The sequence below is a fragment of the Halapricum sp. CBA1109 genome (assembly GCF_009741825.1).
In the GTDB taxonomy this organism is placed as follows: domain Archaea; phylum Halobacteriota; class Halobacteria; order Halobacteriales; family Haloarculaceae; genus Halapricum.
In genome coordinates this window covers 1-22,250 of sequence record NZ_WPCA01000007.1, presented here as the reverse complement: position 1 = coordinate 22,250, position 22,250 = coordinate 1, and the positions used below count along the sequence as shown (strand labels likewise).

Sequence of the window (22,250 nt, the reverse complement as noted above, 5' to 3'; positions counted from 1 at the left end):
ACAATGACACCGATGCAGTCGACGCTCGGCGACCAGGGGATCGCCGAGGAACTGGCCGAGAGCCAGCGACAGATCTCCATCGCCGAGTTCTTCGAGAAGAACAAGCATATGCTCGGGTTCGACTCGGAGGCCCGGGCGCTCGTGACGGCGGTCAAAGAGGGAGTCGACAACTCCTTAGACGCCTGCGAGGAGGCTGATATACTTCCTGATATATTCGTCGAAATATCGGATAAAGGAGACTACTACCGACTCGTTATAGAGGACAACGGTCCCGGTATTACCAAAGAACAGATCCCGAAAGTATTTGGAAAATTACTGTATGGATCTCGTTTTCACAAGCGGGAGCAGTCGCGCGGTCAGCAGGGGATCGGAATCTCCGCGGCGGTGCTGTACTCCCAACTCACCAGCGGCAAGCCCGCGAAGATCACCTCGCGGGCCCGCGGTCGGGAGGACGCCCAGTACTTCGAGTTGATCATCGACACCGACACGAACGAACCGGAGATAAGCGTCGACGAGACGACCACGTGGGACCGTCCCCACGGCACCCGCATCGAGATAGAGATGGAGGCGAACATGCGGGCCCGCAAGAGCCTCCACGAGTACATCTCCCAGACGGCGGTCGTCAACCCCCACGCCCGCATCGAGTTCGTCGAACCCAGTCTGGACGAACCGCTGAAGTTCGAACGCGCCGATGACGCCCAACTCCCCGCCGAGACCGAGGAGATTCGACCCCACCCCCACGGTGTCGAACTCGGGACGCTGTTGAAGATGCTCGACGCGACCGATTCGTACTCGGTGTCGGGCTTTCTCCAGGAGGAGTTCACTCGGGTCGGACAGAAGACAGCCGACGGCGTCCTCGACAGTTTCCGCGACCGCTATTTCGGCCGCGAGATGGCGTGGCGGCCGCCGCAGGTCCACGAGGACGTCGACGTCGAGGCCGCGGTCAGGGCGGCCGTCGCCAACAAGGGCAAGGAGGCGACAAAGGCCTTCTCGTCGGCGGTGGCCGAGGTCGTCGCCGACGGAGACCGCGTGGCCCACAGCGAACTCCGGGACATCGTCGCGGCGGCGGCCGACGACGTCGAGTCGGAGTTCGGGACGACGTTCGGGTCGACCGTCCGCGAGAAGGCCCTCGACGCGGGCTGGACCGCGTTGCTGGGCGGCGAGGACGACGAGGCGGTCCGCGACCGGCTCTCGGCGGACCTGTACGGCCTCGTCGATGCGGCCACCTCGACGCGGAAAGACGACGCAACCGTCGAGGGGGTCGCCGGCCGCTTGGCGTCGGCGTTCGCCCGGGCGGAGGACCGCCGCCACCGCTACACGCACGCCGACCTGCAGGACGTGGTCGACCGGGCCGCCGACAACACCGAGGAGTACGACGACGTGACCTTCGGTGAGACTGCCCGCGAGAACGTCGTCGAGGCGCTGTGGTCGGCGATGGTGACCGTCCCGGACGACGTGCCGAACGTCTCGGACATCGCGGCCGACCGCGACGCCGCCTCGGAGTTGCTGGAGGCGATGCGGGCGACGGACATCATCGCGCCGCCGACGGGGTGTCTGGCACCCATCACCGAGGACCTGGTGCTGTCGGGCCTGAAAAAGGAGTTCGACGCGGACTTCTTCGCGGCGGCGACCCGCGACGCGGCGGTCCACGGCGGCGACCCGTTCATCGTCGAGGCGGGCATCGCCTACGGCGGCGACCTCGAAGACGGCGGCGCGGTCGACGTGATGCGGTTTGCCAACCGCGTGCCCTTGTCTACCAGCGCGGGGCGTGTGCGACGACGGACGTGATCAAGAACATCAACTGGCGCAACTACGGGCTGGACCAACCGGGCGGCAGCGGTATCCCCAACGGCCCGGCGGTGATCATGGTCCACGTCGCCTCGACGAACGTGCCGTTCACCAGCGAGTCCAAAGACGCCGTGGCCAACATTCCCGAGATAGAGAGCGAGATCGAACTCGCCATCCGGGAGGCCGCCCGGGACCTCAAGAGCTACCTCAACAAGCGCCGCTCGATGCAACAGCGCCGGGAGAAACAGGACAAACTGGCGACCATCCTCCCGGAGATGGCCGAGAAACTCGCGGAGGTGACCGGTCGCCCGGCCTTGGATATCGACGACTCGATAGCCCGGATTATGAACAACGTCCTCGTCGAACGAACCGTCGAGTCGGAGACGGCGACCCTCTCGGTCGAGAACAACACCGACACCAACGCCGACGCTGAGATCACGGCCATCGTCGCCGAGGACCCCGGTGAGGTCACGGACGCGACGGTGCTGGATATGGACGAGGAGTACTACATCAAGTGGTCGCCGACGGTGGGTAGCGGCGAGACGGCCACGCTGGAGTACGGGACCGACGCCGACACGGAGATCGTCGTCGAAGGGATCGACGAGCAGAAACTGACGGTTCAGTCATGAGCACGGACACACCACAACAGGCGGACGCGCGCGAGCGGTTGCTCGCGCTGGCGGCGGAGTTCTACGACCAGTTCGAGGACGGCGACGTCCCGCGGATGACGCTGCCGACCCGGACCAAGAGCAACATCGAGTACGACGAGGACAGCCACGTCTGGGTGTACGGCGACCGCACCTCCACCCGCAGCGCCAAGTCCATCAGCGGCGCCCAGAAGCTTCTCAAATCGGTGTACACCATCGAGTTCCTCGCCAACCAACTGGAGGAGGGACGCTCCTCGACGCTGCGTGAGTTGTACTACCTCAGCGAGTCGTGGGACGTAGACGAGGCGCAGTTCTCCAGTCAGGACGAGTCCAACCAGATGATCGAGGACCTCGAGATCGTCTCGGGCGTGACCCGCGAGGACTTCCACATGCGCCCCGAGGAGTCCGGGGCGACGCTGATGGGGCCGTTGTTGCTCCGCGAGCAGACCCGCCGCGGCGAGCGTGAGATCCACTGTCAGGAGGACGTCGGCGAGGGCGGCTACCAGATTCCGAACAACCCCGACCAGATCGAGTTTCTGGACAACGACGCCGACTTCGTCCTCGCGGTGGAGACCGGCGGGATGCGCGACCGACTGGTCGAGAACGGCTTCGACGAGGAGTACAACGCCCTCATCGTCCACCTCAAGGGCCAACCGGCCCGGGCGACCCGCCGGATCACCAAGCGCCTCCACGACGAACTGGACCTGCCGGTCACGGTGTTCACTGACGGTGACCCGTGGTCCTACCGCATCTACGGGTCGGTCGCCTACGGGTCGATCAAGTCCGCCCACCTCTCGGAGTATCTGGCGACGCCACAGGCTCAGTTCGTTGGCGTCCAACCGTCCGATATCGTGGAGTACAACCTCCCGACGGACCCGCTTAGCGACTCAGACGTCAACGCCTTAGAGTCGGAACTGGAGGACCCGCGCTTCCAGACCGACTACTGGGAAGAGGAGATAGAGCTTCAACTCGACATCGAGAAAAAGTCCGAACAGCAGGCGCTTGCCTCCTACGGGCTGGACTTCGTCACCGACACCTACCTGCCGGAACGACTCGACGAGATGGGCGTCCTCTGAGTCGCGGCCATCGGTGGTGTCACGCCGAGAGGCACAACTTCTTTGGTCGGATAGCCGCGATTGGTTGGTATCATATGGCAGACTCGGGATGGTCCGACGGACAGGTCGAGCCAGAAACCGCGTGGGAGGACCGGATCGACGACGGCGGTCCGGCGGACTCGGAGTCGGACGCACAGATCGGCGAGGAGGATCCGGTCGTCCTCACCGACGACGGGTCCGACCTCCCGCCGCCCGAGGAGTCGGTCATCGAAGACGTGGTGGCGTACTTCGACGACCACGAGAGCGAGTTCGCCACGACGCCCGACCGATCGTTTCTGGAGTCGGACTTTTTCGACTTCGACTACCGCGAGGGCGTCCGCGAGGTCGAGCGCTACTGGGTGAACGAGCCCTACGCCTACGTCGCGGTCCTGTACGACGAAGACACCGACGACCACCGGTATCACGCCGTCGAGCCGACGCTCTCGGAGTACGAGCGCTACGTCCGGGAGGACATCATGGCCGACCTCCGGGACGTGTTGATGCACGTCGACCCCGACACCGACACCAGAGAGCGCCTCACGAGCGAGCTGAAGACGCTGATGGGCCGGTACGCCCACGACGCTCCGGCGGGGTCGCTGTACAAGATCAGGTACTACATCCAGCGGGACCTGCTTGGCTACGACCGTATCGACCCGATGGTCAGGGACCGGCGGCTGGAGGACATCTCCTGTGACGGCGTGGACGTGCCGGTGTACGTCTACCACCGTGACTACCGGGATATGGAGACCGGCGTCGCCTTCGGCGAGCAGCGGCTGAACTCGCTGGTCGTGCGGCTGGCCCAGCGCAGCGACAAGCACATCTCCGTCGCCGACCCGATGGTCGACGCCAGCCTCCCCAACGGCTCGCGCGTCCAGTTGACGCTGGGCCGGGAGGTGAGCACGCGCGGGTCGAACTTCACCATCCGGCAGTTCTCGGACGTGCCGCTGACGCCCATCGACCTGATCCAGTGGGGAACCTTCTCCGTCGAGACGATGACGTACCTCTGGCTGGCTATCGAGAACAACCTCTCGCTGCTGTTCGCGGGCGGAACGGCCTCCGGGAAGACCACGAGCATGAACGCCGTCTCGATGTTCATCCCCCGCAAGAACAAGATCATCTCCATCGAGGACACCCGGGAGATAACCCTCCCCCACGACAACTGGATCCAGAGCGTCACCCGGGAGGGCCGGACCGCCGACAGCGGCACCGTCTCGATGTACGACCTCCTGCAGGCGGCGCTGCGACAGCGTCCGGAGTATCTGCTGGTCGGCGAGATACGGACCGAACAGCAGGTCGCGCTCGCCTTCTTCCAGGCGATGGCGACCGGCCACGCGGCCTACACCACGATGCACGCCGACTCCCCGGAGACGGTGCTCTCGCGGTTGGAGAACGAGCCGTTGAACGTCCCCCGCCAGATGATCCGCGAACTGGACATCGTCGCCATCCAGCGCCAGATATTCGTCGGCGACAAGCGGGTCCGGCGAAACACCGAACTGGTCGAGATAGACCGCGCCGAAGGCGGCGGCGTCGACACGAACCAGGTCTACGAGTGGAGTCCCGACACCGACAGCATCCAAGCGACCAACCGCTCGCGGCAGCTCCGAGAGATAATGTATATGAACGGCTGGGGTCCCGAACGCCTCGAAGACGAACTCAGACAGCGCGAACGACTCCTTCGGTACCTCGTCGAGCACGACATCTCGGACTACGAGTCGTTCCGACGGCTCGTCTGGCAGTACGCCAGCGACTCCCGGAAGGTGATGGCGGCGCTGGACGACGATGACGTCGACCGCCTCCTCGATACATGATCGACCGGACGAACTCGTGGCTGATCCGCCGTACCGGGTGGCTCTACGAGCCGCTTCGCCGCTGGTTTGCCGACAGGGAGGGTCGCCACCAGGGCCTCCGGACGTCGCTCAACAGCGCCCGGGTGCCGGCCACGCTCAGCGGCTATCTCGCCCGGTCGGCGGTGTTCGCCATCCTCGCGGCCGTGGCGGGTGCCGTCACCGGCCTGCTCGCGGCCGTCGTCCTCGCTCGGACCGGCGTCCTCGCCGGACTGACCGGCCCGGACTGGACGGGCGGCGTCGGGGCGTTCGTCGGCCAGTACCGGTTCGTAGTGGTCACGGTCGCGTTGCCGGTCGTGCTCGCGTCCGCGTTCGGCCTCGGCGTCTGGTGGCTGCGGTATTCGATTCCGCGACGACGCGCCCGGGCCCGAGCGCGAACGATAGACCTGATGCTCCCCCACGCGGTCACGTACCTGTACGCGCTGTCCCGCGGCGGCGTCGACATCGGGACGGCCATCGAACGGCTCGCCGACTCGGAACCGACCTACGGCGAGGTGGCCCGGGAGATGGGGATGGTCGTCAACCACACGGAGTATCTCGGCGCGGACTTCATGCAAGCGCTCCGGGAGACCGCCGAGGTGACGCCCAGCACCGCGCTATCCGACTTCTTCGAGGACCTGCTGAGCGTCGTCGAGTCCGGCGGGGACGTCGAGTCGTTCCTCCTGGAAAAACGCGAGGAGGCCATACAGGAGGCCCGAAACGCACAGGACTCCTATCTGGAGAACATGTCCCTGTTCGCGGAAGTCTACGTCACGGTCGCGGTCGCGGGGGTGTTGCTGGGCCTGATCCTGCTGATGGTCATCGGCATCCTCGGGTCGCCGACGCTGTCGATAGTGAACGCCCTCGTCTACGCCGGTATCCCCGCCGTCTCGCTGGTCGCTATCCTCGCGCTGGACCTGCTCCGGGGGCCGTTCTCGCAGTTCCGGGCGACCCGGACGGACATCGGCCCGGAGCGACCCGACCGGCCGGACGACCCGGACGCCGCTTCGTACGCCCGTCGGAAGCGCCGGTACGCCCGCATCGAAGCGGTCCGGCATCCGTTCCGGACGTTCCGCTCGCGCCCGACGGCCGTCCTGTATCTCACCGTCCCGGCGGCGCTGGCTGTCGCGGCCGCGCTGGTCTGGACGGGAGCCGTCGAGCCGACGGTGACCGCGCTGTACGACTCGCCGGTCGCCGTGACGACACTGCTGTTCGTGGTTCCGTTCGTCGTCGCCACGGCACCGCTGGCCGCGTTCCACGAGCGCAGACAGCGCCGCCTCGACGCTATCCACCGGCGGTATCCGGACCTTTTGTCGTCGCTGTCAAGCGCCAACCGGATGGGAATCAGGCTGACGGAGGCCATCGACAACACGACCGAGCGGACCGACGACGTCCTCGCGCGGGACCTCTCGTCGCTCAACAACGAGATCGGTTGGTTCAGTGAACTCGGGGTCGCGTTCCGCCGGGCCGCAAACCGTGCCAAGACTGGCATCGAGGTGCGGACGCTCCGGCTGATCGCCGACAGCAACGACGCCAGCGGGAACCTCTCGGAGACGCTGAGCGTCGCCTCGCGGGACGCCCGGACCCAGCGGGAACTCGTCCGGGAACGCGTCCGGGAGCTGTCGTCCTACACCGTCGCGTCGGCCGTCTCGTTTCTGGTCTTTCTGGGCGTCGTCCTGATCGTCGATCAGTTCTACTTTCAGGAGGCCGTGGCCGTCAGCCAAGCCGCCCCGACCGAGGGCCCGGAGCTCCCGGCGACCCTCTCGAGTATCGACGTCGAAGGGTTCGAACTGGCCTTCTTCCACTCGGCGCTCGTCCAAGGCCTGTGTGTCGGCCTCGTGACCGGGAAGCTCTCGCGCGGGTCGGTTCTGGCCGGCCTGAAGTACAGCCTGCTGTTGGTCGTCCTCACGGTCGCGGCGTTTACGGTGATATGATGTACGGACTCACACTCCGGCGGGCGGCGGACAGGGCGGCCGACCGACGCGGGCAGTCCGCCGCTATCGGCTTCGTCCTCATGTTCAGTATCGTCCTGTTGCTGTTGGTCGTCCTGCAGGTCACTGCCGTCCCGACGTGGAATCAGGGCGAGGAGTTCGACCACAACGAGCGGGTCCAGGACAGCCTCGAACAGTATCGTGACGGCCTCTTCCGGACGGCCGATACCGGTCGTCTCACCTCCGAATCGGTCGAACTCGGCACCCGCTACCCGACCCGGCCGTTCCTGATCAACCCGCCGGACCCGTCCGGAACCGTTCGGACGACCGCGCCCGGAACGATCACCGTCGCCGGCGCGAACGCCACCGGCGACGCGGGGGCCTACTGGAACGGCACGCCGCGGACGTTCACCACGCGCCACCTCGCGTACAGTCCGGACTACAACGAGTACGGGACGGCCCCGACGACCGTCTTCGAGAACTCGGTGCTGTACAACCGCTTCGACGAGCGCTCTCTCCCGATCACGCCAGAGCGTCTCGTCAGGGGTGACGACATCACGGTCGTGGCGCTCAACGGCACGCTCGACCGCGGCGGGTCCGGCACCTACGACCTGGAGGCGGTCCCGCTGAGCACCTCCGAGACAGTGACGACCGTCCGCTCGAACGGCGACCTCGAACTGTCGGTGCCGACGCGGCTCTCGGAATCGACGTGGCGTGACCTGCTGGCGGCGGAACTTGACACCAACGACGGCCGCGTCGACGCCGACTCGCTGTCCGTGACGCCCGGGGACCCCTACGATATGCTGACGCTGACGCTGGTCCCCGGGACGTACGACCTCCGGATGGCCAAGATTGGCGTCGGGTCGCGGCTGGACGAACCCGACGCCCACTACATCACGGCCGAGGGGCCGGCCGAGCGACAGGTCACCCCGGGCGCGGCCGAGCGTCTCACCTTCGTCGTCCGTGACCGCTACAACAACCCCGTCAGCGGCGTGCCCGTCGACGCCTCGAAGCCTCCGGGCGCGGTTGGGAACCTCACGGCCGTCGACCCCGTCACGGACTCCGACGGTCGGGCGGTGTTCCGCTACGAGGGGACCGACCCCGGAGCGGCGACGGTCACGGCCAGCTTTGACAACGACACGGACCCGATGCGGACCGCGTCGGTGTCGCTCACGACGAGCGGAGGGATTCCGGGCGGCGATGGGACCACGGGCGCCAACGCGTCCCTCGGCGTCGAGTGGGTCGCGCCGAGCAACGGCACGGACGACCGCTACACCTTCGACGCCGGGGCGAACGACGGGACGGCGACGCTGACGGTCGAAAGCGAACCGCTCGTCGCCGGGATGGACGTCTCCTATCTCGTCGACAACGAGAGCGTGGGCACCGTCGCGCCGGAGTCGGGGACGACCGGGCCCGACGGCCGTGACTCGGTCACCTTCGAGGCCGCCGACGACGGGCCGGTGTCGGTCTACGCGGTCGGCGGCGGCGACGCCGACGAGATGGTGATCACGGTCGACAACACGACGACCGGGGCGAACGCGGCCCCGACGCCGAGCATCGCCTACTCGCCCTCGCGGCCCACGACTCGCTCGCCGACCGAGTTCGACGCGAGCGGTTCGACCGACCCCGACGGCTCCATCGTCTCCTACGAGTGGGACTTTGGCGACGGGACGACGGCGACCGGCGAGACGGTCAGCCACACCTTCCCGAGTCCGGGACAGTACACCGTCACGCTCACCGTGACCGACGGCGACGGGGCGGTCGAGACGATAACGGAACGTGTGTCGGTCAACGCTGGCCGCGGCGGTGGCTGAGGCTGGCGGTCACCCGCTCTCGTCTAACGCGACCGGGACGCCCGCCCGCGCAACGTCGGTGGCGAACGCGCCCGAATCGGTCTCCAGCGCCTCGAAGGTGTTGTAGTGTATCGGGACGACCAACTCGGGCCGGAGGTCAGCCGCCAGTCCGGCGGCCTGCTCGCGGTCCATCGTGAAACTGCCGCCGATGGGCGGGAGCAACACGTCGACGTCCAGTTCGGCGTGACCTTCCAGCACGTCGGTGTCGCCCGGCCAGAACACCGTCAAATCGCCCAGCGCGAGCAAGAATCCACAGCCAAAGCCCTCAGGGTGGTAGGGGTCGCCGCTCGGCCGGACGTGGTCGCCGTCGGGGTCGTTGTACGCCGGGACGGTCCACATCGGGACGCCGTCGACCGAGAGGTCCTCCTCTTGGCTCACCCGGCGCAGGTCGTAGTCCAACTCGACCGGGCGGCGCACGTCTCGGTCGGTGTCGCGTCGGTTGACGCCCTCGAAGACGACGACGGTGGCGTCGTCGTCGGCGACGCGGTCGATGGCGTCGTCGTCGTAGTGGTGGACGTGCGTGACACAGACGATGTCGCCGTCCTCGGGACGGTAGTCACGGCTCGGCGGGTGGGCGATACCGGGCGTGTCCGGCTCCCACTCGCCGGTCAGGACGCCGTAGCGGCCGGGGTCGAGGTAGGCGACGACGTCCTCGTGTTCGAGTCGAACGGTCGCGTAGCCGAGCCACTCGATACTGAGTTCGTCGTGGACGATGGTCATACACGGAGGATGGCGGGCCGTCGGTAAAGTGTCTCCCCTACCGCACGGGACGTGCCCGTATCGCGGCGGGCGGGAGACGGTCGGCGGGCGTCGTCCCGTTGTCGGCCGTCGTCGTACTCGCTCCGTCGGTCGACGGCGCGTCGTCCGCTCCGTCGTCCGTCTCCGGGGTGTAGGTCACTTCGGCGGACACCGACACCTGGAAGCCGGCCTCGGGGTAGGCACCGTCGGTGGCGTTGCCGTCGAAGGCCTCGTTGTCGTTTTCGTCCAAGTGGGGGACGGCGTAGACCGTCACCAGGTCGCGGGACGGCGGGCGGTCGAGTTGGATCCGCACGTCGGTGTGCGTGCCCGCCGGGAGGTACTCCGAGTGGCCGAGCATCTCGCCGTCGGTCCCGCCCTGCCGGAGGACGACGAAGCCGCCGTCAGAGAGCGAGGCCGACTGGACGGTCATCTCCTCCCCGGCGGTCGTCTGGTCGACGAAGTCCATCGACGCGACGGGCGAGGAGAGCAATAGGAACGCGACGTAGGCGATGCCCAGCATCGCGGCGGCGTGTTTCGCGCCGTCTTTGACCGTCCCGTCGCCGAGTTGCCCGGCGATGAACCCCGAACAGATGGCCTGTATCATCGCGGCGTGGAAAAAGACGAGCGTGTAGGCGGCCTTGTCGACCGATCCGATCCGGGCGAACTGCTCGACGTTGACGCCCAGTCGGTTGGTGCTGTCCGGCGTCGGGACGGTGTTGGGGAGGCTCGGCACCAGCACCTCCTTGACCGCGACGATGATGACGAGGAAGACGGCGAAGGAGATGTAGATGACCACGAGGTAAGTGAACATCTGCTGGCGGCGCTGGCGGCGCAGTCGCATGTCCGAGCGGGCCTGTTCGGAGGCGATGCGCAACACCGGCCCGAGGCTCCCGCTTGCCCGCATCGCGTTGGTCACCAGCGTCACGACGCGGGCGATAGAGGTCGTCCGGACCCGACGACCGAACCGGACCAGCGCCTCGTCGGTGTTGGCGCCCATCGTCACGTCCGCCCAGATGCGCTCTATCTCGCTCGTGAGGACGCCGAGGTCGGTGTCCCGGATCCGGTCGAGGCTCTCGACGATGGACATCCCGGCGTCGTTGAGGCTGGCGAGGCGTTCGAGCATCTCCGGGGTCGCGGCCTCGATGCGGTCGATGCGGCGCTTGTACAGTTGTCTGACGACGGCGAAGGTGCCCAGCAGGAACAAAAGCGCTTGGATGAGCACGTCGTCGAGGACTCGGATGCTGACTCCCTCGCTGGCGAGGGCCGCCGGACCCCGGAGGACGACCCACAGAAGCGCCAGCGGGACCGTCACGTAGAGGATGCGCGTCGGGTGCCACAGCACCGTCTGTAACGGCTGGCCGAGGATGCGTTTGACCCGTCGGAGTCGGTCGTACAGCGCCAGTTGGGCGAGGTTCTGCTGGATGCCGGCGGTGGTCCCGCCGTCGGGGCTGGTCGTCTTGGTGTCCGGGGCCGTCAGGCTCGGGTCGCGACCGGTCGCGTCCGTCTCCGGGGCCGTCGTGCTGGGACTGTCCGTCTCCAGTTCGGAGACGCCGGACTCCCGGGCGACGCCGAGTTGTTCGAGTTTCTGCATCAGGAAGACGACGAACCCGGCGTTGGCGAGGGGGATGATGAGGTAGACCAGCAACTGGATGAAAAGCAGGGTGTCGGTGGTCGTCAGCCCGAACACCAGCAGGATGGTGATGAGGAACAGCGACCCGGCGACCAGCGTCGTCACGTACGCCTCGGCGATGGTCGCCAGTAGTTCGAGAATCTCCTCCTGCCGTTCCTCGGCGTCCTCCTGGAAGCGGTCGTACTGCTGTTCGAGGAACGCCGGGAGGCTCTGGCCGCTCTGGAGCACCGACGCTAGGTTCTCGGTGAAGGTCTTCCACTTCTCGCTGGGCGTCCGGTAGCTCACCCGGCGGACGGCGGTGATGATGTCAGTGTTGAAAAGCGTCATCTCCCGGACGCCGACGTTGACCTCCGCGGCGGCCTCGCCGTAGATGCTGGTGTTGTCACCGAGCGTCCGCATCACCGTCGGGAAGGCCGTCCCGCCACGAGAGAGCGCGTACATAAAGGCGACCGTCCGGGGCAGGGCCTCGTTGATCGAGCGCCGGCGGACCTCGGCGGTGCTTTTGGGCAGTTGCCACCGCATCACGTAGGTCCCGGTCGCGCCGAGGCCGCCCAGCACGAGCCCGGAGACGACGTACAGCGCCGCCCGGGCCTCCGTCGAGAGGACGATTTCGAGGTTCGGGTTGCCCAGCACCTCTCCCATCACCGAGGGAAGCTGTGCCAGCAGTGCGGTGACCGCCGGGAGGACGATCAGGACGCCAGCGATGAGGTACACCCCGACGATACCGAATATCCCGCCGACGACGACGGTGTACAAAAGCGTCTTGGCGGTGTAGACGCGGTAGGTCGTCTCCGAGTAGGCGGCCTGTAGGGTCCGGCGGCGCTCGACGGAGTCGGTGACGAACCGCCCGAACCAGAGGCTGGCCAGTCGGGAGAGGACCCGGTCGAACGCGGGGACGACCGCAGCCAGCGAGAGCAGTCCCGCGAGGGCGGCCGCGACCGCCAGCGGGAGGTAGCTGGTGACGGCCATGCTACTCCTGCACGTCTGTCTCGACGTCGCTCTCGGCTATCTCGTCCATCAGTCCGTCCTTGTCGGCGTAGTAGTAGTTGACCATCGACGTGAACCGCCGGTAGTCGGTGATGTCCTGCTCCTGGAGGTACGCCAACACCCGGCGGCGGTCACGGAGTTCGCTCAGCAGTTGCGAGCGAGTCCACCCGCGGTCGTCGGCTATCTCCTCCAGCAGGTCGGAGTTGCGCTGACGGAAGCTGTCGTCGTCGGCCTCCCACGAGAACGTCTGGGAGTAGTCGAGTTCGCCGGTCCGCTGGTCGATGCCCTCTATCTCGGCCAGCGTCTGGATCCGACGGACTCGCTCGTCGTCGTGGCGGGTCAACACCTGCACGCAGAGCAAATCGAGGCTGGCGACCATCGGCCGTGGGACGTTGATGGGGTCGTTCTCCAGCCTGTTGATGACCGTCTGGACCGAGTCGGCGTGCATCGTCGAGTAGGTGGTGTGGCCGGTGTTCATCGCCTGGAACAGCGTCACGGCCTCCTCCCCGCGGACCTCGCCGACGATGATGTACTCTGGTCGGTGGCGCAGCGCCGACCGCAGCAGGTCGTACATCGTGATGTCCGTCTCGTCGAACCGTTCGCGGGTGACCGAGGACAGCCAGTTGTCGTGATACAGCGACAGTTCGCGGGTGTCCTCGATTGTCAGTACCTTCGCGCGCGGCGGGATGAACATCGAGACGGCGTTCATACTCGTGGTCTTGCCCGCGGCGGTCCCGCCGGCGAAGATGAGCGACTTGTTGGACTCGATGGCCAGCCACAGAAACGCCAGCATCCGGCGGTCGACGGTGCCGTAGTTCAGCAGGTCGACCGGCGTGAACGGTTCGTCGGCGTACTTCCGGATGGTAAAGGCCGACCCGCGCGGCGTGACCTCCTTGCCGAGCGCGAGTTCGATACGGGAGCCGTCGGGCAGCGTCGTCGAGACGACGGGGTCCGAGACGGAGATGTGCCGGCCAGAGCGCTGGGCCAACTGGATGACGAAGTTCTGGAGGTCCCGTTCGTCGAAGGTGACCGAGGTGCCGATGTCGGTGTACTCGTCGTGGTAGACGAAGATGGGCAGGTCGGCCCCGTCACAGGAGATGTCCTCGATGGCGGGGTCGTGCATCAGCGGGTCTATCTTCCCGTACCCCTGGAACTGCCGGTAGAGGTAGTAGAACAGGCGGTAGAACGTCTCGACGTCGACGTCGACGCCGTACTCCTCCAGTCGGGTCTGTAGCTCCTCGGCCAGCGCCGACTCGGGGTCGTCGCTGAGGTCCTCGCGATACAGAAGCGGGTCGCGGATGTCCTCGAACAGCCGTTCCAGCAGGTCCCGTTCGAGTTCCGACAGCGTCGGCTCGACGACTTGGTAGTGGTACTCGTTCTCCTCGCGGTCGAGGTTGATCGAGACGAAGGCGAAGGGGGCGTTGACCCAGTAGCGGTCGACCTCTTCCATCCCTGCTCGGCCGTCGAAACTCACCAGTGGCTGGTGCCGGTTGGGGTCGTACCGCTCGACGTCGACGGTCGAACCGGTGATAGCGCGGGCGGTTCGACCCAGCCACGAGCGGAGACTCCCGAGCGGTCCGCGGTCGATGGTCGACTCGGAATCTGCCATGATGGGGGGTCGGGGGTGGGTCCCCGAGCGTCGTTGTCACAGGGATACCGCCCCCAACTACTTAAATTGGCAACCCCCGTCGGGCGCTCGGTCACGTCCGTTCGACGCGGAGCAACGCGACCGACAGCGCGCCGATGATCAGGACGCGACGGGGATAGGGATGCCGCCGAGGTCACGGTCGAGAACGTACAGCGCCGAGCGGCGGCGCCGGCCACCGCGGCCGCGCCGAGGAGGCCGCCGACCAGCCGGACCGGGTCGACCGAACTCCGCTCGGTGAACCCCTCCTCGTCGCGGTAGAGCGCGATGCTGACGGCGAGCGCGACCAGCAGCGCACCCGCGGCGACGAGCCACGCGACGCTCCCCAGTAGCATGAACCCGTCGTACGTCGAGACGGCGCCCAGCGGCGTCGCGACGTAGACGTCCGCGAGGACGTTCGTCCCGGGGTACAGCTGGTCCATCACGCCGTCGGGGCTGGTCCGGCGGCCGTCTATCTCGAGGACGACGGGGGCCCGGAACTGGAGTTCGAACAGCGACAGACGGACGATGGTTATCGTGCTCTCTAGGGGCTGTGTCGGGACCGACGGGTGGTAGACGACGTTCCACGGGAGTACCATCGAGAGCCACGCCGACACGACTGCGAGTTCGCCGGCGTACTCCGATTTGACCCAAGCCATTACCCGTGAACGTGCGGGCCGGCGGCCTAAAGCTGTCGCTGTCGGCGTTACGTTCTTCCGAACAGACGCCGTACGAACCATCATCGAATGAGGCGCGAAGATCTCACCGTCACGATAGAAGACGGCACTCCCCCGACGCTGCGCGTCACCTGTACGGGCGCGGCCGAATCGTTCCGGGCACGCCTCGCGGACGACGGCGAGGCCCGCGACGCGACCGACCTCGACGTCGCCTACCGCCGAACGCCCGAGGAAGCCGACCACGACGGCGTCGTCGGCGTGACCGACCGGCTGACCGGCGCGTTCGTCTTCGAGGCCACCGCCGAGGCGGACGCGATAGCCACCCTCGTCACGCAGGCGACGGCGACCGACGGGGACGACCCGTACTACCGACTCAGTATCGAACCCGGCGACGACGACCCTCTCGTCGCCGAGAAACAGACCCTTCTCGTCTACGACAGCGACGGCAGTCTCGACCGGTCGGCCAGCCTCATCCCCGGCAGCGTCGAACTGTGATCACACCCGGTCGGCAAGCGCCGGGAGCGCCTCCGTCACGTCCGCGCGGATGTCGTACTCGGCGCGGCCCGAGACTGGCGTCGATTCGAGATTGATCACCGCGAGCGCCGCGCCGGACTGCTGTGCCCGCTTTGGCAACCCGGCCGCCGGCTGTACCGTCAGCGACGACCCCACCGCCAGCACCACGTCCGCCCCGCCCAGCAGGTCGTAGGCCTCCAGTAGCGGGTCGTCGGGCATCGACTCCCCGAACAGGACCACCGCCGGCTTGAGGACGCCGCCGCAGTCACAGGTCGGCGGCCGCTCGCCCCCGCGGGCGCGTTCGACGACCGGACCGGCCGGCTGCCGCGCCTCGCAGTCGACACACTCCACCTCGCGGTTGCTCCCGTGGAGTTCGACCACGCGCTCCGTGCCGGCCCGCTGGTGGAGGCCGTCGACGTTCTGGGTGACGACGCCGTCTACGTGGCCGGTCGTCTCCATCGCCGCCAGCGCCTCGTGGGCGGCGTTCGGGGAGACGTCGCCGTCGCCGAGCATCGCCGCCCGGAGGTCGACCCGGTCGGCCCAGAACCCGGCCGGGTCGGCCTGGAACCGACGGAAATGGAAGTCCCGCTGGTCGAACCGCTCCCAGATACCGTCCTCGCCGCGGAACGTCGGCACGCCCGAGGGCGCGGAGACGCCGGCCCCGGTGAGCGCAACTGTCCCGTCGGCGCTCCGTATTTCCGCCGCCAGTGCGTCGAGCACCTCGTCCATACCCGGTCGTAGGTCCCGGGGCAGGAAGTCGACTCCGGTGGCGTGCCGCCCGCCGGTTTGGCCGTCTTCGCTCTCGTATCTCTAGCATTTTATAACGTATAGTTACTGGAGGTCGGCAATTATCGTGGTAAAATGTGCTTATACGTATAGAATCCTAAACTCCGTCAACTGATGCTCGATCGATCACGCGACGACGGCGAGAAGCTACCGTCGCCGTATAGAACGACTGACAGCCCTGGGACCGCGCCCGGCGAGATTCGGGTGTGTGAGATATGCGGCAACCAGCGGCGCTGTTTCGACCGCTTCGATATGATCACCTGCCAGTCGTGTCAGGACACTTATCTCCCGTCGAAGGGGCTGCTGCTTTGACATCCTCCCCGCCCTGAAGGGCGGGGCTTTCTCCTCGATTCTCCGTAACCGCCCGACGCCGATACTTTTGACCGCCCGTCCCGTTTTTGGGCCCGAAGATGACCGCCCGTCGACCGTGTGTGGGTCGGTCGCAGGTCGAAAGACCGGGATTTAAGCACGCGCCAGTCCGGGGTTCGTGTGATGAAGCTTCACGAATATCAGGCCAAGCAGGTCTTCTCCGAGGCGGGGATTCCGACACCCCCGTCACAGCTCGCCCGGACTGCCGACGAGGCGGTCGCGGCGGCCGAGGAGATCGGCTACCCGGTGGCGATCAAGGCACAGGTACAGGTGGGCGGCCGCGGGAAGGCCGGCGGTATCAAACTCGTCGACGACGCCGAGGAGGCCCGGGAGGCCGCCGAGGACATCATCGGGATGGACCTCAAGGGCATCCACGTCGACCGCGTCCTCGTCGAGGGCGCCGTCGACTTCGTCGACGAACTGTACGTGGGCGTGACGATGGACCGCGGCGAGGGCGAACCCGTGGCGATGGTCTCGACGCGCGGCGGCGTCAACATCGAGGAGGTCGCCGAAGAGGACCCCGAGGCCATCGCGCGCGAGCACATCGACCCCGCCTTCGGGATGCACCCCTATCAGGCCCGGAAGGTCGTCTACGAGGCTGGCGTCGACCGCGAGGTCGCAAACGACGTGGCCTCGATCCTGCGGACGCTCTACCAGTTGTGGGACGACCGCGACGGCGCAGACGCCGAGATCAACCCGCTGATGGTCACCAGCGAGGGTGAGGTCGTCGCCGCCGACGCGGTGATGAACATCGACGACGACGCCCTGTTTCGCCAACCCGAACTGGCCGAGATGGAGGACGACGTGGCCGACGACGACAGCCTCGAAGCCAAGGCCGAGGAGTACGGCTTCGACTACGTCCGCCTGTCGGGCAACACGGGCATCATCGGCAACGGTGCCGGCCTCGTGATGACGACGCTCGACCTCGTCGACCACTACGGCGGGTCGCCCGCGAACTTCTTGGACGTCGGCGGCGGCGCCAAGGCCGACCGCATCGCCAACGCCCTGGATATGGTGTTCTCCGACGAGAACGTCGACGCCGTCGTCTTCAACATCTTCGGCGGCATCACCCGCGGCGACGAGGTGGCGAACGGCATCAATCAAGCGCTCGAACAGTTCGACGAGATACCCAAGCAGGTCGTCGTCCGCCTCGCCGGTACCAACGCCGAGGAGGGGATGGAGATTCTGAACGAGGACCTCGTGACCGTCGAACACACACTGGAGGACGCCGTCCAGCGTGCCGTCCAGTACGCGGATGAAGCGGAGGCAGAACAATGAGTTCTATCAGACGATTCACTACTCACGACGTTCGTAGCACTGCGACTGATAACTTCATTCTCACCACGGGGTGGTTCGAATGAGTGTCCTAGTCGACGAGAACACGCGCGTCGTGGTACAGGGAATCACCGGCGGCGAGGGGAAGTTCCACACCGAGCAGATGCTCGAATACGGGACCAACGTCGTCGCCGGCGCGGTGCCGGGCAAAGGCGGACAGGAAGTCGCCGGCGTCCCGGTGTACGACACCGTCCAGCAGGCCGCCCGCGAGGAGGACGCCAACGCCTCGGTCGTCTTCGTCCCGCCGGCGTTCGCCGGCGACGCCTGCTTCGAAGCGCTGGACGCGAAGGGACTGGACCTCGTCGTCGCCATCACCGAGGGCATCCCGACACAGGATATGAGTCGGGTCTACCGAAAACTGCGCGAGACCGACACCCACCTCGTCGGACCGAACTGTCCGGGCGTCATCACGCCGGGCGTCGCCAAACTCGGCATCCTCCCGGGGAACATCTTCTCGTCGGGCAACGTCGGGCTCGTCTCGCGGTCGGGGACGCTGACATATCAGGTAGTCGATAATCTCACCGACCGCGGGCTGGGGCAGACGACCGCCATCGGTATCGGCGGCGACCCCATCATCGGGACGGACTTCATCGACGCCTTAGAGCTGTTCGAGGCCGATCCCGACACCCACGCCGTCGTGATGTGCGGCGAGATCGGCGGCGAGGACGAGGAGGCGGCCGCTCGCTTCATCGGTGAGCATATGGACACGCCGGTCGCTGGCTTCATCGCCGGCCGGACGGCGCCGCCGGGCAAGCGGATGGGCCACGCCGGCGCCATCGTCTCCGGGTCCGGGACGGGGACCGCCGAGAGCAAGATCACCGCCTTGGAGAACAACGGCGTGCCGGTCGGCGACACGCCCGAGGAAGTCGCCGACCACGTCGAGGACATCCTGTAGGTCGCTCGCGGCCCGTCTCCGAGCGAACTTTGATTACCACGACTCCACAAGGTAGCCCCAATGACCGACACCGGCAGGGGCATCCGCGTGTTGCACGTCGACGACGACCCGAGTTTTCTGGAGGTAGTCGCTACGTATCTGGAGAACGAGGACGAGGACCTCACGGTGTTCACCGAGGATACCGCCGCCGACGGGGTCGACCGGATCGAGGCCGACGACATCGACTGCGTCGTCAGCGACTACCGGATGCCGGAGATGGACGGCCTCGCCTTCCTCGAAGCGGTCCGGGAGGCCCACCCGGAGATACCCTTCGTGCTCTACACCGGTCACGGGAGCGAGGAGATAGCCAGCGAGGCTATCTCGGCCGGCGTCACCGACTATATGCAGAAAGAGACCGGCACCGACCAGTACACGCTGTTGGCCAACACTATCCGGAACGCGGTCGAACACCAGCGGACGGAGACGGCCCTAGAGGAGAGCGAACAGCGCTACCGGACCCTCGTCGAGCAGAGCCACGACGGCATCTACATTATGTCGGACCGGTCGTTCGTCTTTCTCAACGACCGCGTGTGTGAGATAACGGGCTACGACCGCGAGTCGCTGCTGGGGGTAGACGCCTTCGAGTTGCTCCATCCCGACGACCGCGACCGGGTCGGGGAGATAGCCGCGCGCCGCCGGGCCGGCGAGGACGCGCCCCAGCGGTATCAGGCTCGTATCACACGCGAGGACGGCGAGGTGCGCCACTTGGAGTTCAGCGTCCGACAGATCACCTACGAGGGCGAGTACGCCGTCCTCGGCTCGGTCCGGGACGTGACCGAGCGCCACCGACAGGAACAGCGACTCGAGGAGTACGCAAGCATCGTCGCCCACGACCTCCGGAACCCGCTGAACGTGATCGCCGGCCGGATCGACTTGGCACGCGAGACGGGCGAGGATATGCACTTCGACGCCATCGAGCGGTCGGTCGACAGTATGGAGACGCTACTGGAGGATATGCGCGACCTCGCCAGCGCCGGTGTCCCGGTCCACGAGGCCGGGATCGTCGAGACGGCGGCGGTCGTCGAGGCGGTCTGGTCGGACCTCGACACCGACGGAGCGACGCTGACCGTCGGCGACGACCTTCCGGCGGTCGAGGCCGACGCCGACCGGATCGAACGGTTGGTCGCCGAACTGCTGTCGAACCCCGTCGTCCACGGCGGCGAGGGGACGGCCGTCCGCGTCACGGTCGAGGGGGACGCCATCGTCGTCGCCGACGACGGCGACCCCATTCCCGAGGGAGAGCGCGACCGCGTGTTCGAGGCGGGGTACACGACCGACACCGACCGGACGGGGTTCGGCCTCGCCATCGCCCAGTGGATCGCCGACGCCCACGGTTGGGACCTCTCGGTCGCCGAGAGCGACGGCGGCGGCACGCGGGTCCGCCTCTCGGGGTTGGCCACTGTCTGAGACCCTACCGGCCGTCCGTCTCTCGGTTTCTCCGGCCCGTGTGTGCCGTTCCCAGCGGCTGTGAACGTTCCGGTGTTTCTATATGGGTCGGTGTCGAACTTCAGATTATGACGCACACCTGCCGGAACTGCAAACGGACGTTCGGAACGGAACTGGAACTGGAACTCCACCGGGACACCTGCTCGGCGGGGCAACTCTACTGTTCGGCCTGCGGTGAGCGGTTCACCGAGGAGGCGGCGACACGCGACGGCTGGACGTATCGATGCCCCACAGCCGACTGTGACGGTACGGATATCGGCGACGATATCCACCGCGTATCGGACGCTCGTATCGAGGCCTGACGGCCACTGTTCGGCGGTGTGTTCGCGGTTCCGGTAGGCGTCTCCTCGGTCGCTGTTCTCGCGATTGATAGGCGGGTGCAAACTATACGGTCACCCAGACAGTAGACCGGGACGAATGATAGAGGCCCGTGACCTCCGGAAGGAATACGGCGACTTCGCGGCAGTCGAGGGGAGCACCTTCTCGGTCGAGCAGGGCGAGGTATTCGGCATCGTCGGCCCGAACGGCGCGGGCAAGACGACGACGCTGAAGATGCTCGCGGGGCTGATCGAACCGACCGAGGGGAGCGTCTCCGTCGCCGGCTACGACGCCGGCGAGACGGAGATGCGCTACCGGTTGGGGTTTCTGCCCGAGGAGTCTCCCCTCTACGAGGAGATGACCGCTCAGACGTACCTCCACTTCTTCGCGGACCTGTACGACGTCGACGACGAGACGGCCCAGCGTCGCATCGACGAGACGCTGGACGAACTCGACCTCGAACACCGCGAGCGGCGCATCGGCGATATGTCCAAAGGGATGAAACGGAAGGTCGCCATCGCCCGGTCGCTGATCAACGATCCGGACGTGCTGATCTACGACGAACCGGCCTCGGGGCTTGACCCGTTGACGACGAACTACATCATCGAGTTCACGAATCGCCTGAGCGAGGAGGGCAAGACCATCGTCTTCAGCGCGCACAACCTCTACCACGTCGAGACCATCTGTGACCGCGTGGCGATTATGAACGACGGCGAGATAGTCGCTTCGGGCGACCTCGAACAGTTACAGGCCGAACACGGCGAGACGACCTACCACGTCTACACGACCGTCGAACTCGAAGACAGCGTCGCCAAGAACGGCCGCTATCACCGGGTCGTCGAGTCGATGGACGCCGTCGACCGGACCCGCGAGGCGGCCGAGGCCGCCGGCGGGAAGGTCGTCGACATCAGGACCGAGGAGTCGAGTCTGGAGGAGGTGTTCCTCAACGTCGCCGAGGACCAACGGGCGGCCGCGGCGGAGCAGACGCCACAGCCCGAACCGGAGGCCTGAGCGTGCGGCCGCGCAAGATACTCCGCATCGCGCGCTGGGAGGTCCTGAAAAACGCCGGGAGCCTCGACCGCAAGACCGTCGCCATCGTTCTCGCGACGGCCGCCGTCGTCGCACTCGTCGCGCCGGCGGTCGCCAGTCAGGGCGTCGCGCTGGACGACGGCATCTACCGGGTCGACGTCGACGAGGACAGCCCGCTGTACGACGTCGTCGAGAACGACTCGACGTTCGCCGTCGCAGCGGACGGGACCGAACTCGGCGCGGGCGCCGACCTCGTCGTCAGGGACGGCCCCGGCAGGCGCGTGGCCGTCGACACCGCGAACTCCGACAAGGGGCGGGCGGCGCTGACGGAGCTACGCGACAGCATCGGCGCGTACAACGACGCGGTGATGACCGGGGAGGGGAACCAGTCCGCCGCGTTCCCGGTGACGGTGACGCTCCAGTACGTCGAACGCGACGTGACCGTCACGCTCGGCGACGGGAGCGGGCCAAACGATACCGACACCAACGACACCGACGGGTCCGGCGGTGGCGGCGGGGACGGAACCCCCGGCGGTGGCGGGTCGAGCGGCGACGGCGGTAGCGGCGCCGCAGGCGGTGGGTCCGGCGGCGGTGGCGGTAGCGGCGGTGGCGGCCTCGGCGGCTTCGCCGGTCTCGCCGGCAGCGGCACCCAGAGCGGGTCGCCCTCGGACATCTCCCCGCCGTTTCCTTCCAGTCGCTGGTGCTCGCGTTCGTGTTCGTCCTCCCGC

Annotated in this window: 15 protein-coding genes and 2 pseudogenes; 13 read left to right on the top strand and 4 right to left on the bottom strand. The window is 66.9% G+C overall.

Going from position 1 to position 22,250, the window contains the following annotated elements; translation table 11 throughout:
- Positions 1-3 precede the first annotated feature (3 nt).
- From GJ629_RS01755 to GJ629_RS01735, 5 genes and pseudogenes are all read left to right on the top strand, one after another.
- Positions 4-2,417, top strand: a pseudogene (locus GJ629_RS01755) (DNA topoisomerase VI subunit B).
- Positions 2,414-3,511, top strand: coding sequence for a DNA topoisomerase IV subunit A (locus GJ629_RS01750; protein ID WP_157511472.1), 1,098 nt, complete (start codon positions 2,414-2,416; stop codon positions 3,509-3,511). The pseudogene GJ629_RS01755 and the gene GJ629_RS01750 overlap by 4 nt, the downstream one beginning before the upstream one ends.
- Positions 3,512-3,585: 74 nt before the next feature.
- Positions 3,586-5,337, top strand: a complete 1,752-nt coding sequence (locus GJ629_RS01745) for a type II/IV secretion system ATPase subunit (protein WP_157511471.1) — start codon at positions 3,586-3,588, stop codon at positions 5,335-5,337.
- On the top strand, positions 5,334-7,286 hold the full coding sequence (locus tag GJ629_RS01740) for a type II secretion system F family protein (protein ID WP_157511470.1): 1,953 nt from the start codon (positions 5,334-5,336) through the stop codon (positions 7,284-7,286). The genes GJ629_RS01745 and GJ629_RS01740 overlap by 4 nt, the downstream gene beginning before the upstream one ends.
- The gene (locus GJ629_RS01735) at positions 7,283-9,097 is read left to right on the top strand and encodes a PKD domain-containing protein (protein ID WP_157511469.1); all 1,815 of its coding nucleotides are present in this window, start codon (positions 7,283-7,285) and stop codon (positions 9,095-9,097) included. The genes GJ629_RS01740 and GJ629_RS01735 overlap by 4 nt, the downstream gene beginning before the upstream one ends.
- Before the next feature lie 9 nt (positions 9,098-9,106).
- On the opposite strand, the gene GJ629_RS01730 is transcribed toward GJ629_RS01735, so the two are convergent.
- From GJ629_RS01730 to GJ629_RS01720, 3 genes are read right to left on the bottom strand one after another with little or no spacing between them, the layout of a single operon-like run.
- Positions 9,107-9,856 (bottom strand): MBL fold metallo-hydrolase, encoded by a 750-nt coding sequence (locus GJ629_RS01730; RefSeq protein ID WP_157511468.1) that lies wholly within the window; start codon positions 9,854-9,856, stop codon positions 9,107-9,109.
- A gap of 37 nt (positions 9,857-9,893) precedes the next feature.
- Positions 9,894-12,473, bottom strand: a complete 2,580-nt coding sequence (locus tag GJ629_RS01725) for a type II secretion system F family protein (protein WP_157511467.1) — start codon at positions 12,471-12,473, stop codon at positions 9,894-9,896.
- Between the two features lies 1 nt (position 12,474).
- Positions 12,475-14,100, bottom strand: coding sequence for a type II/IV secretion system ATPase subunit (locus tag GJ629_RS01720; RefSeq protein WP_157511466.1), 1,626 nt, complete (start codon positions 14,098-14,100; stop codon positions 12,475-12,477).
- 761 nt (positions 14,101-14,861) lie between these two features.
- Here GJ629_RS01720 and GJ629_RS01715 point away from each other — a divergent pair.
- On the top strand, positions 14,862-15,287 hold the full coding sequence (locus GJ629_RS01715; protein WP_157511465.1) for a DUF5793 family protein: 426 nt from the start codon (positions 14,862-14,864) through the stop codon (positions 15,285-15,287).
- Here GJ629_RS01715 and GJ629_RS01710 read toward each other — a convergent pair whose 3' ends face one another.
- The gene (locus tag GJ629_RS01710; protein WP_157511464.1) at positions 15,288-16,034 is read right to left on the bottom strand and encodes an NAD-dependent protein deacylase; all 747 of its coding nucleotides are present in this window, start codon (positions 16,032-16,034) and stop codon (positions 15,288-15,290) included.
- 171 nt (positions 16,035-16,205) lie between these two features.
- Between GJ629_RS01710 and GJ629_RS01705 the strand changes: the two genes are divergently transcribed.
- The 7 genes and pseudogenes from GJ629_RS01705 to GJ629_RS01675 all read left to right on the top strand — a co-directional run.
- On the top strand, positions 16,206-16,403 hold the full coding sequence (locus GJ629_RS01705; protein ID WP_157511463.1) for a hypothetical protein: 198 nt from the start codon (positions 16,206-16,208) through the stop codon (positions 16,401-16,403).
- Between the two features lie 180 nt (positions 16,404-16,583).
- Positions 16,584-17,738, top strand: a complete 1,155-nt coding sequence (gene sucC / locus GJ629_RS01700) for an ADP-forming succinate--CoA ligase subunit beta (protein WP_157511462.1) — start codon at positions 16,584-16,586, stop codon at positions 17,736-17,738.
- A 79-nt stretch (positions 17,739-17,817) separates the two neighbouring features.
- Positions 17,818-18,690, top strand: a complete 873-nt coding sequence (sucD, locus tag GJ629_RS01695) for a succinate--CoA ligase subunit alpha (RefSeq protein ID WP_157511461.1) — start codon at positions 17,818-17,820, stop codon at positions 18,688-18,690.
- A gap of 60 nt (positions 18,691-18,750) precedes the next feature.
- Complete coding sequence (locus GJ629_RS01690) at positions 18,751-20,136, top strand: hybrid sensor histidine kinase/response regulator (RefSeq protein WP_157511460.1); 1,386 nt, start codon at positions 18,751-18,753, stop codon at positions 20,134-20,136.
- A gap of 107 nt (positions 20,137-20,243) precedes the next feature.
- Positions 20,244-20,477, top strand: a complete 234-nt coding sequence (locus GJ629_RS01685) for a transcriptional regulator (RefSeq protein ID WP_157511459.1) — start codon at positions 20,244-20,246, stop codon at positions 20,475-20,477.
- 115 nt (positions 20,478-20,592) lie between these two features.
- Positions 20,593-21,504 carry an ABC transporter ATP-binding protein gene (locus tag GJ629_RS01680; RefSeq protein ID WP_157511458.1) on the top strand — a complete coding sequence of 304 codons (912 nt, stop codon included), beginning with the start codon at positions 20,593-20,595 and terminating at the stop codon, positions 21,502-21,504.
- Between the two features lie 2 nt (positions 21,505-21,506).
- Positions 21,507-22,250: pseudogene (locus GJ629_RS01675) on the top strand (PrsW family intramembrane metalloprotease); the annotation flags it as partial.

Coding starts and splice junctions, on each gene's coding strand:
- GJ629_RS01750 (WP_157511472.1), top strand. CDS start 2,414: ATGAGCACGGACACACCACAACAGGCGGACGCGCGCGAGCGGTTGCTC.
- GJ629_RS01745 (WP_157511471.1), top strand. CDS start 3,586: ATGGCAGACTCGGGATGGTCCGACGGACAGGTCGAGCCAGAAACCGCG.
- GJ629_RS01740 (WP_157511470.1), top strand. CDS start 5,334: ATGATCGACCGGACGAACTCGTGGCTGATCCGCCGTACCGGGTGGCTC.
- GJ629_RS01735 (WP_157511469.1), top strand. CDS start 7,283: ATGATGTACGGACTCACACTCCGGCGGGCGGCGGACAGGGCGGCCGAC.
- GJ629_RS01730 (WP_157511468.1), bottom strand. CDS start 9,856: ATGACCATCGTCCACGACGAACTCAGTATCGAGTGGCTCGGCTACGCG.
- GJ629_RS01725 (WP_157511467.1), bottom strand. CDS start 12,473: ATGGCCGTCACCAGCTACCTCCCGCTGGCGGTCGCGGCCGCCCTCGCG.
- GJ629_RS01720 (WP_157511466.1), bottom strand. CDS start 14,100: ATGGCAGATTCCGAGTCGACCATCGACCGCGGACCGCTCGGGAGTCTC.
- GJ629_RS01715 (WP_157511465.1), top strand. CDS start 14,862: ATGAGGCGCGAAGATCTCACCGTCACGATAGAAGACGGCACTCCCCCG.
- GJ629_RS01710 (WP_157511464.1), bottom strand. CDS start 16,034: ATGGACGAGGTGCTCGACGCACTGGCGGCGGAAATACGGAGCGCCGAC.
- GJ629_RS01705 (WP_157511463.1), top strand. CDS start 16,206: ATGCTCGATCGATCACGCGACGACGGCGAGAAGCTACCGTCGCCGTAT.
- sucC (WP_157511462.1), top strand. CDS start 16,584: ATGAAGCTTCACGAATATCAGGCCAAGCAGGTCTTCTCCGAGGCGGGG.
- sucD (WP_157511461.1), top strand. CDS start 17,818: ATGAGTGTCCTAGTCGACGAGAACACGCGCGTCGTGGTACAGGGAATC.
- GJ629_RS01690 (WP_157511460.1), top strand. CDS start 18,751: ATGACCGACACCGGCAGGGGCATCCGCGTGTTGCACGTCGACGACGAC.
- GJ629_RS01685 (WP_157511459.1), top strand. CDS start 20,244: ATGACGCACACCTGCCGGAACTGCAAACGGACGTTCGGAACGGAACTG.
- GJ629_RS01680 (WP_157511458.1), top strand. CDS start 20,593: ATGATAGAGGCCCGTGACCTCCGGAAGGAATACGGCGACTTCGCGGCA.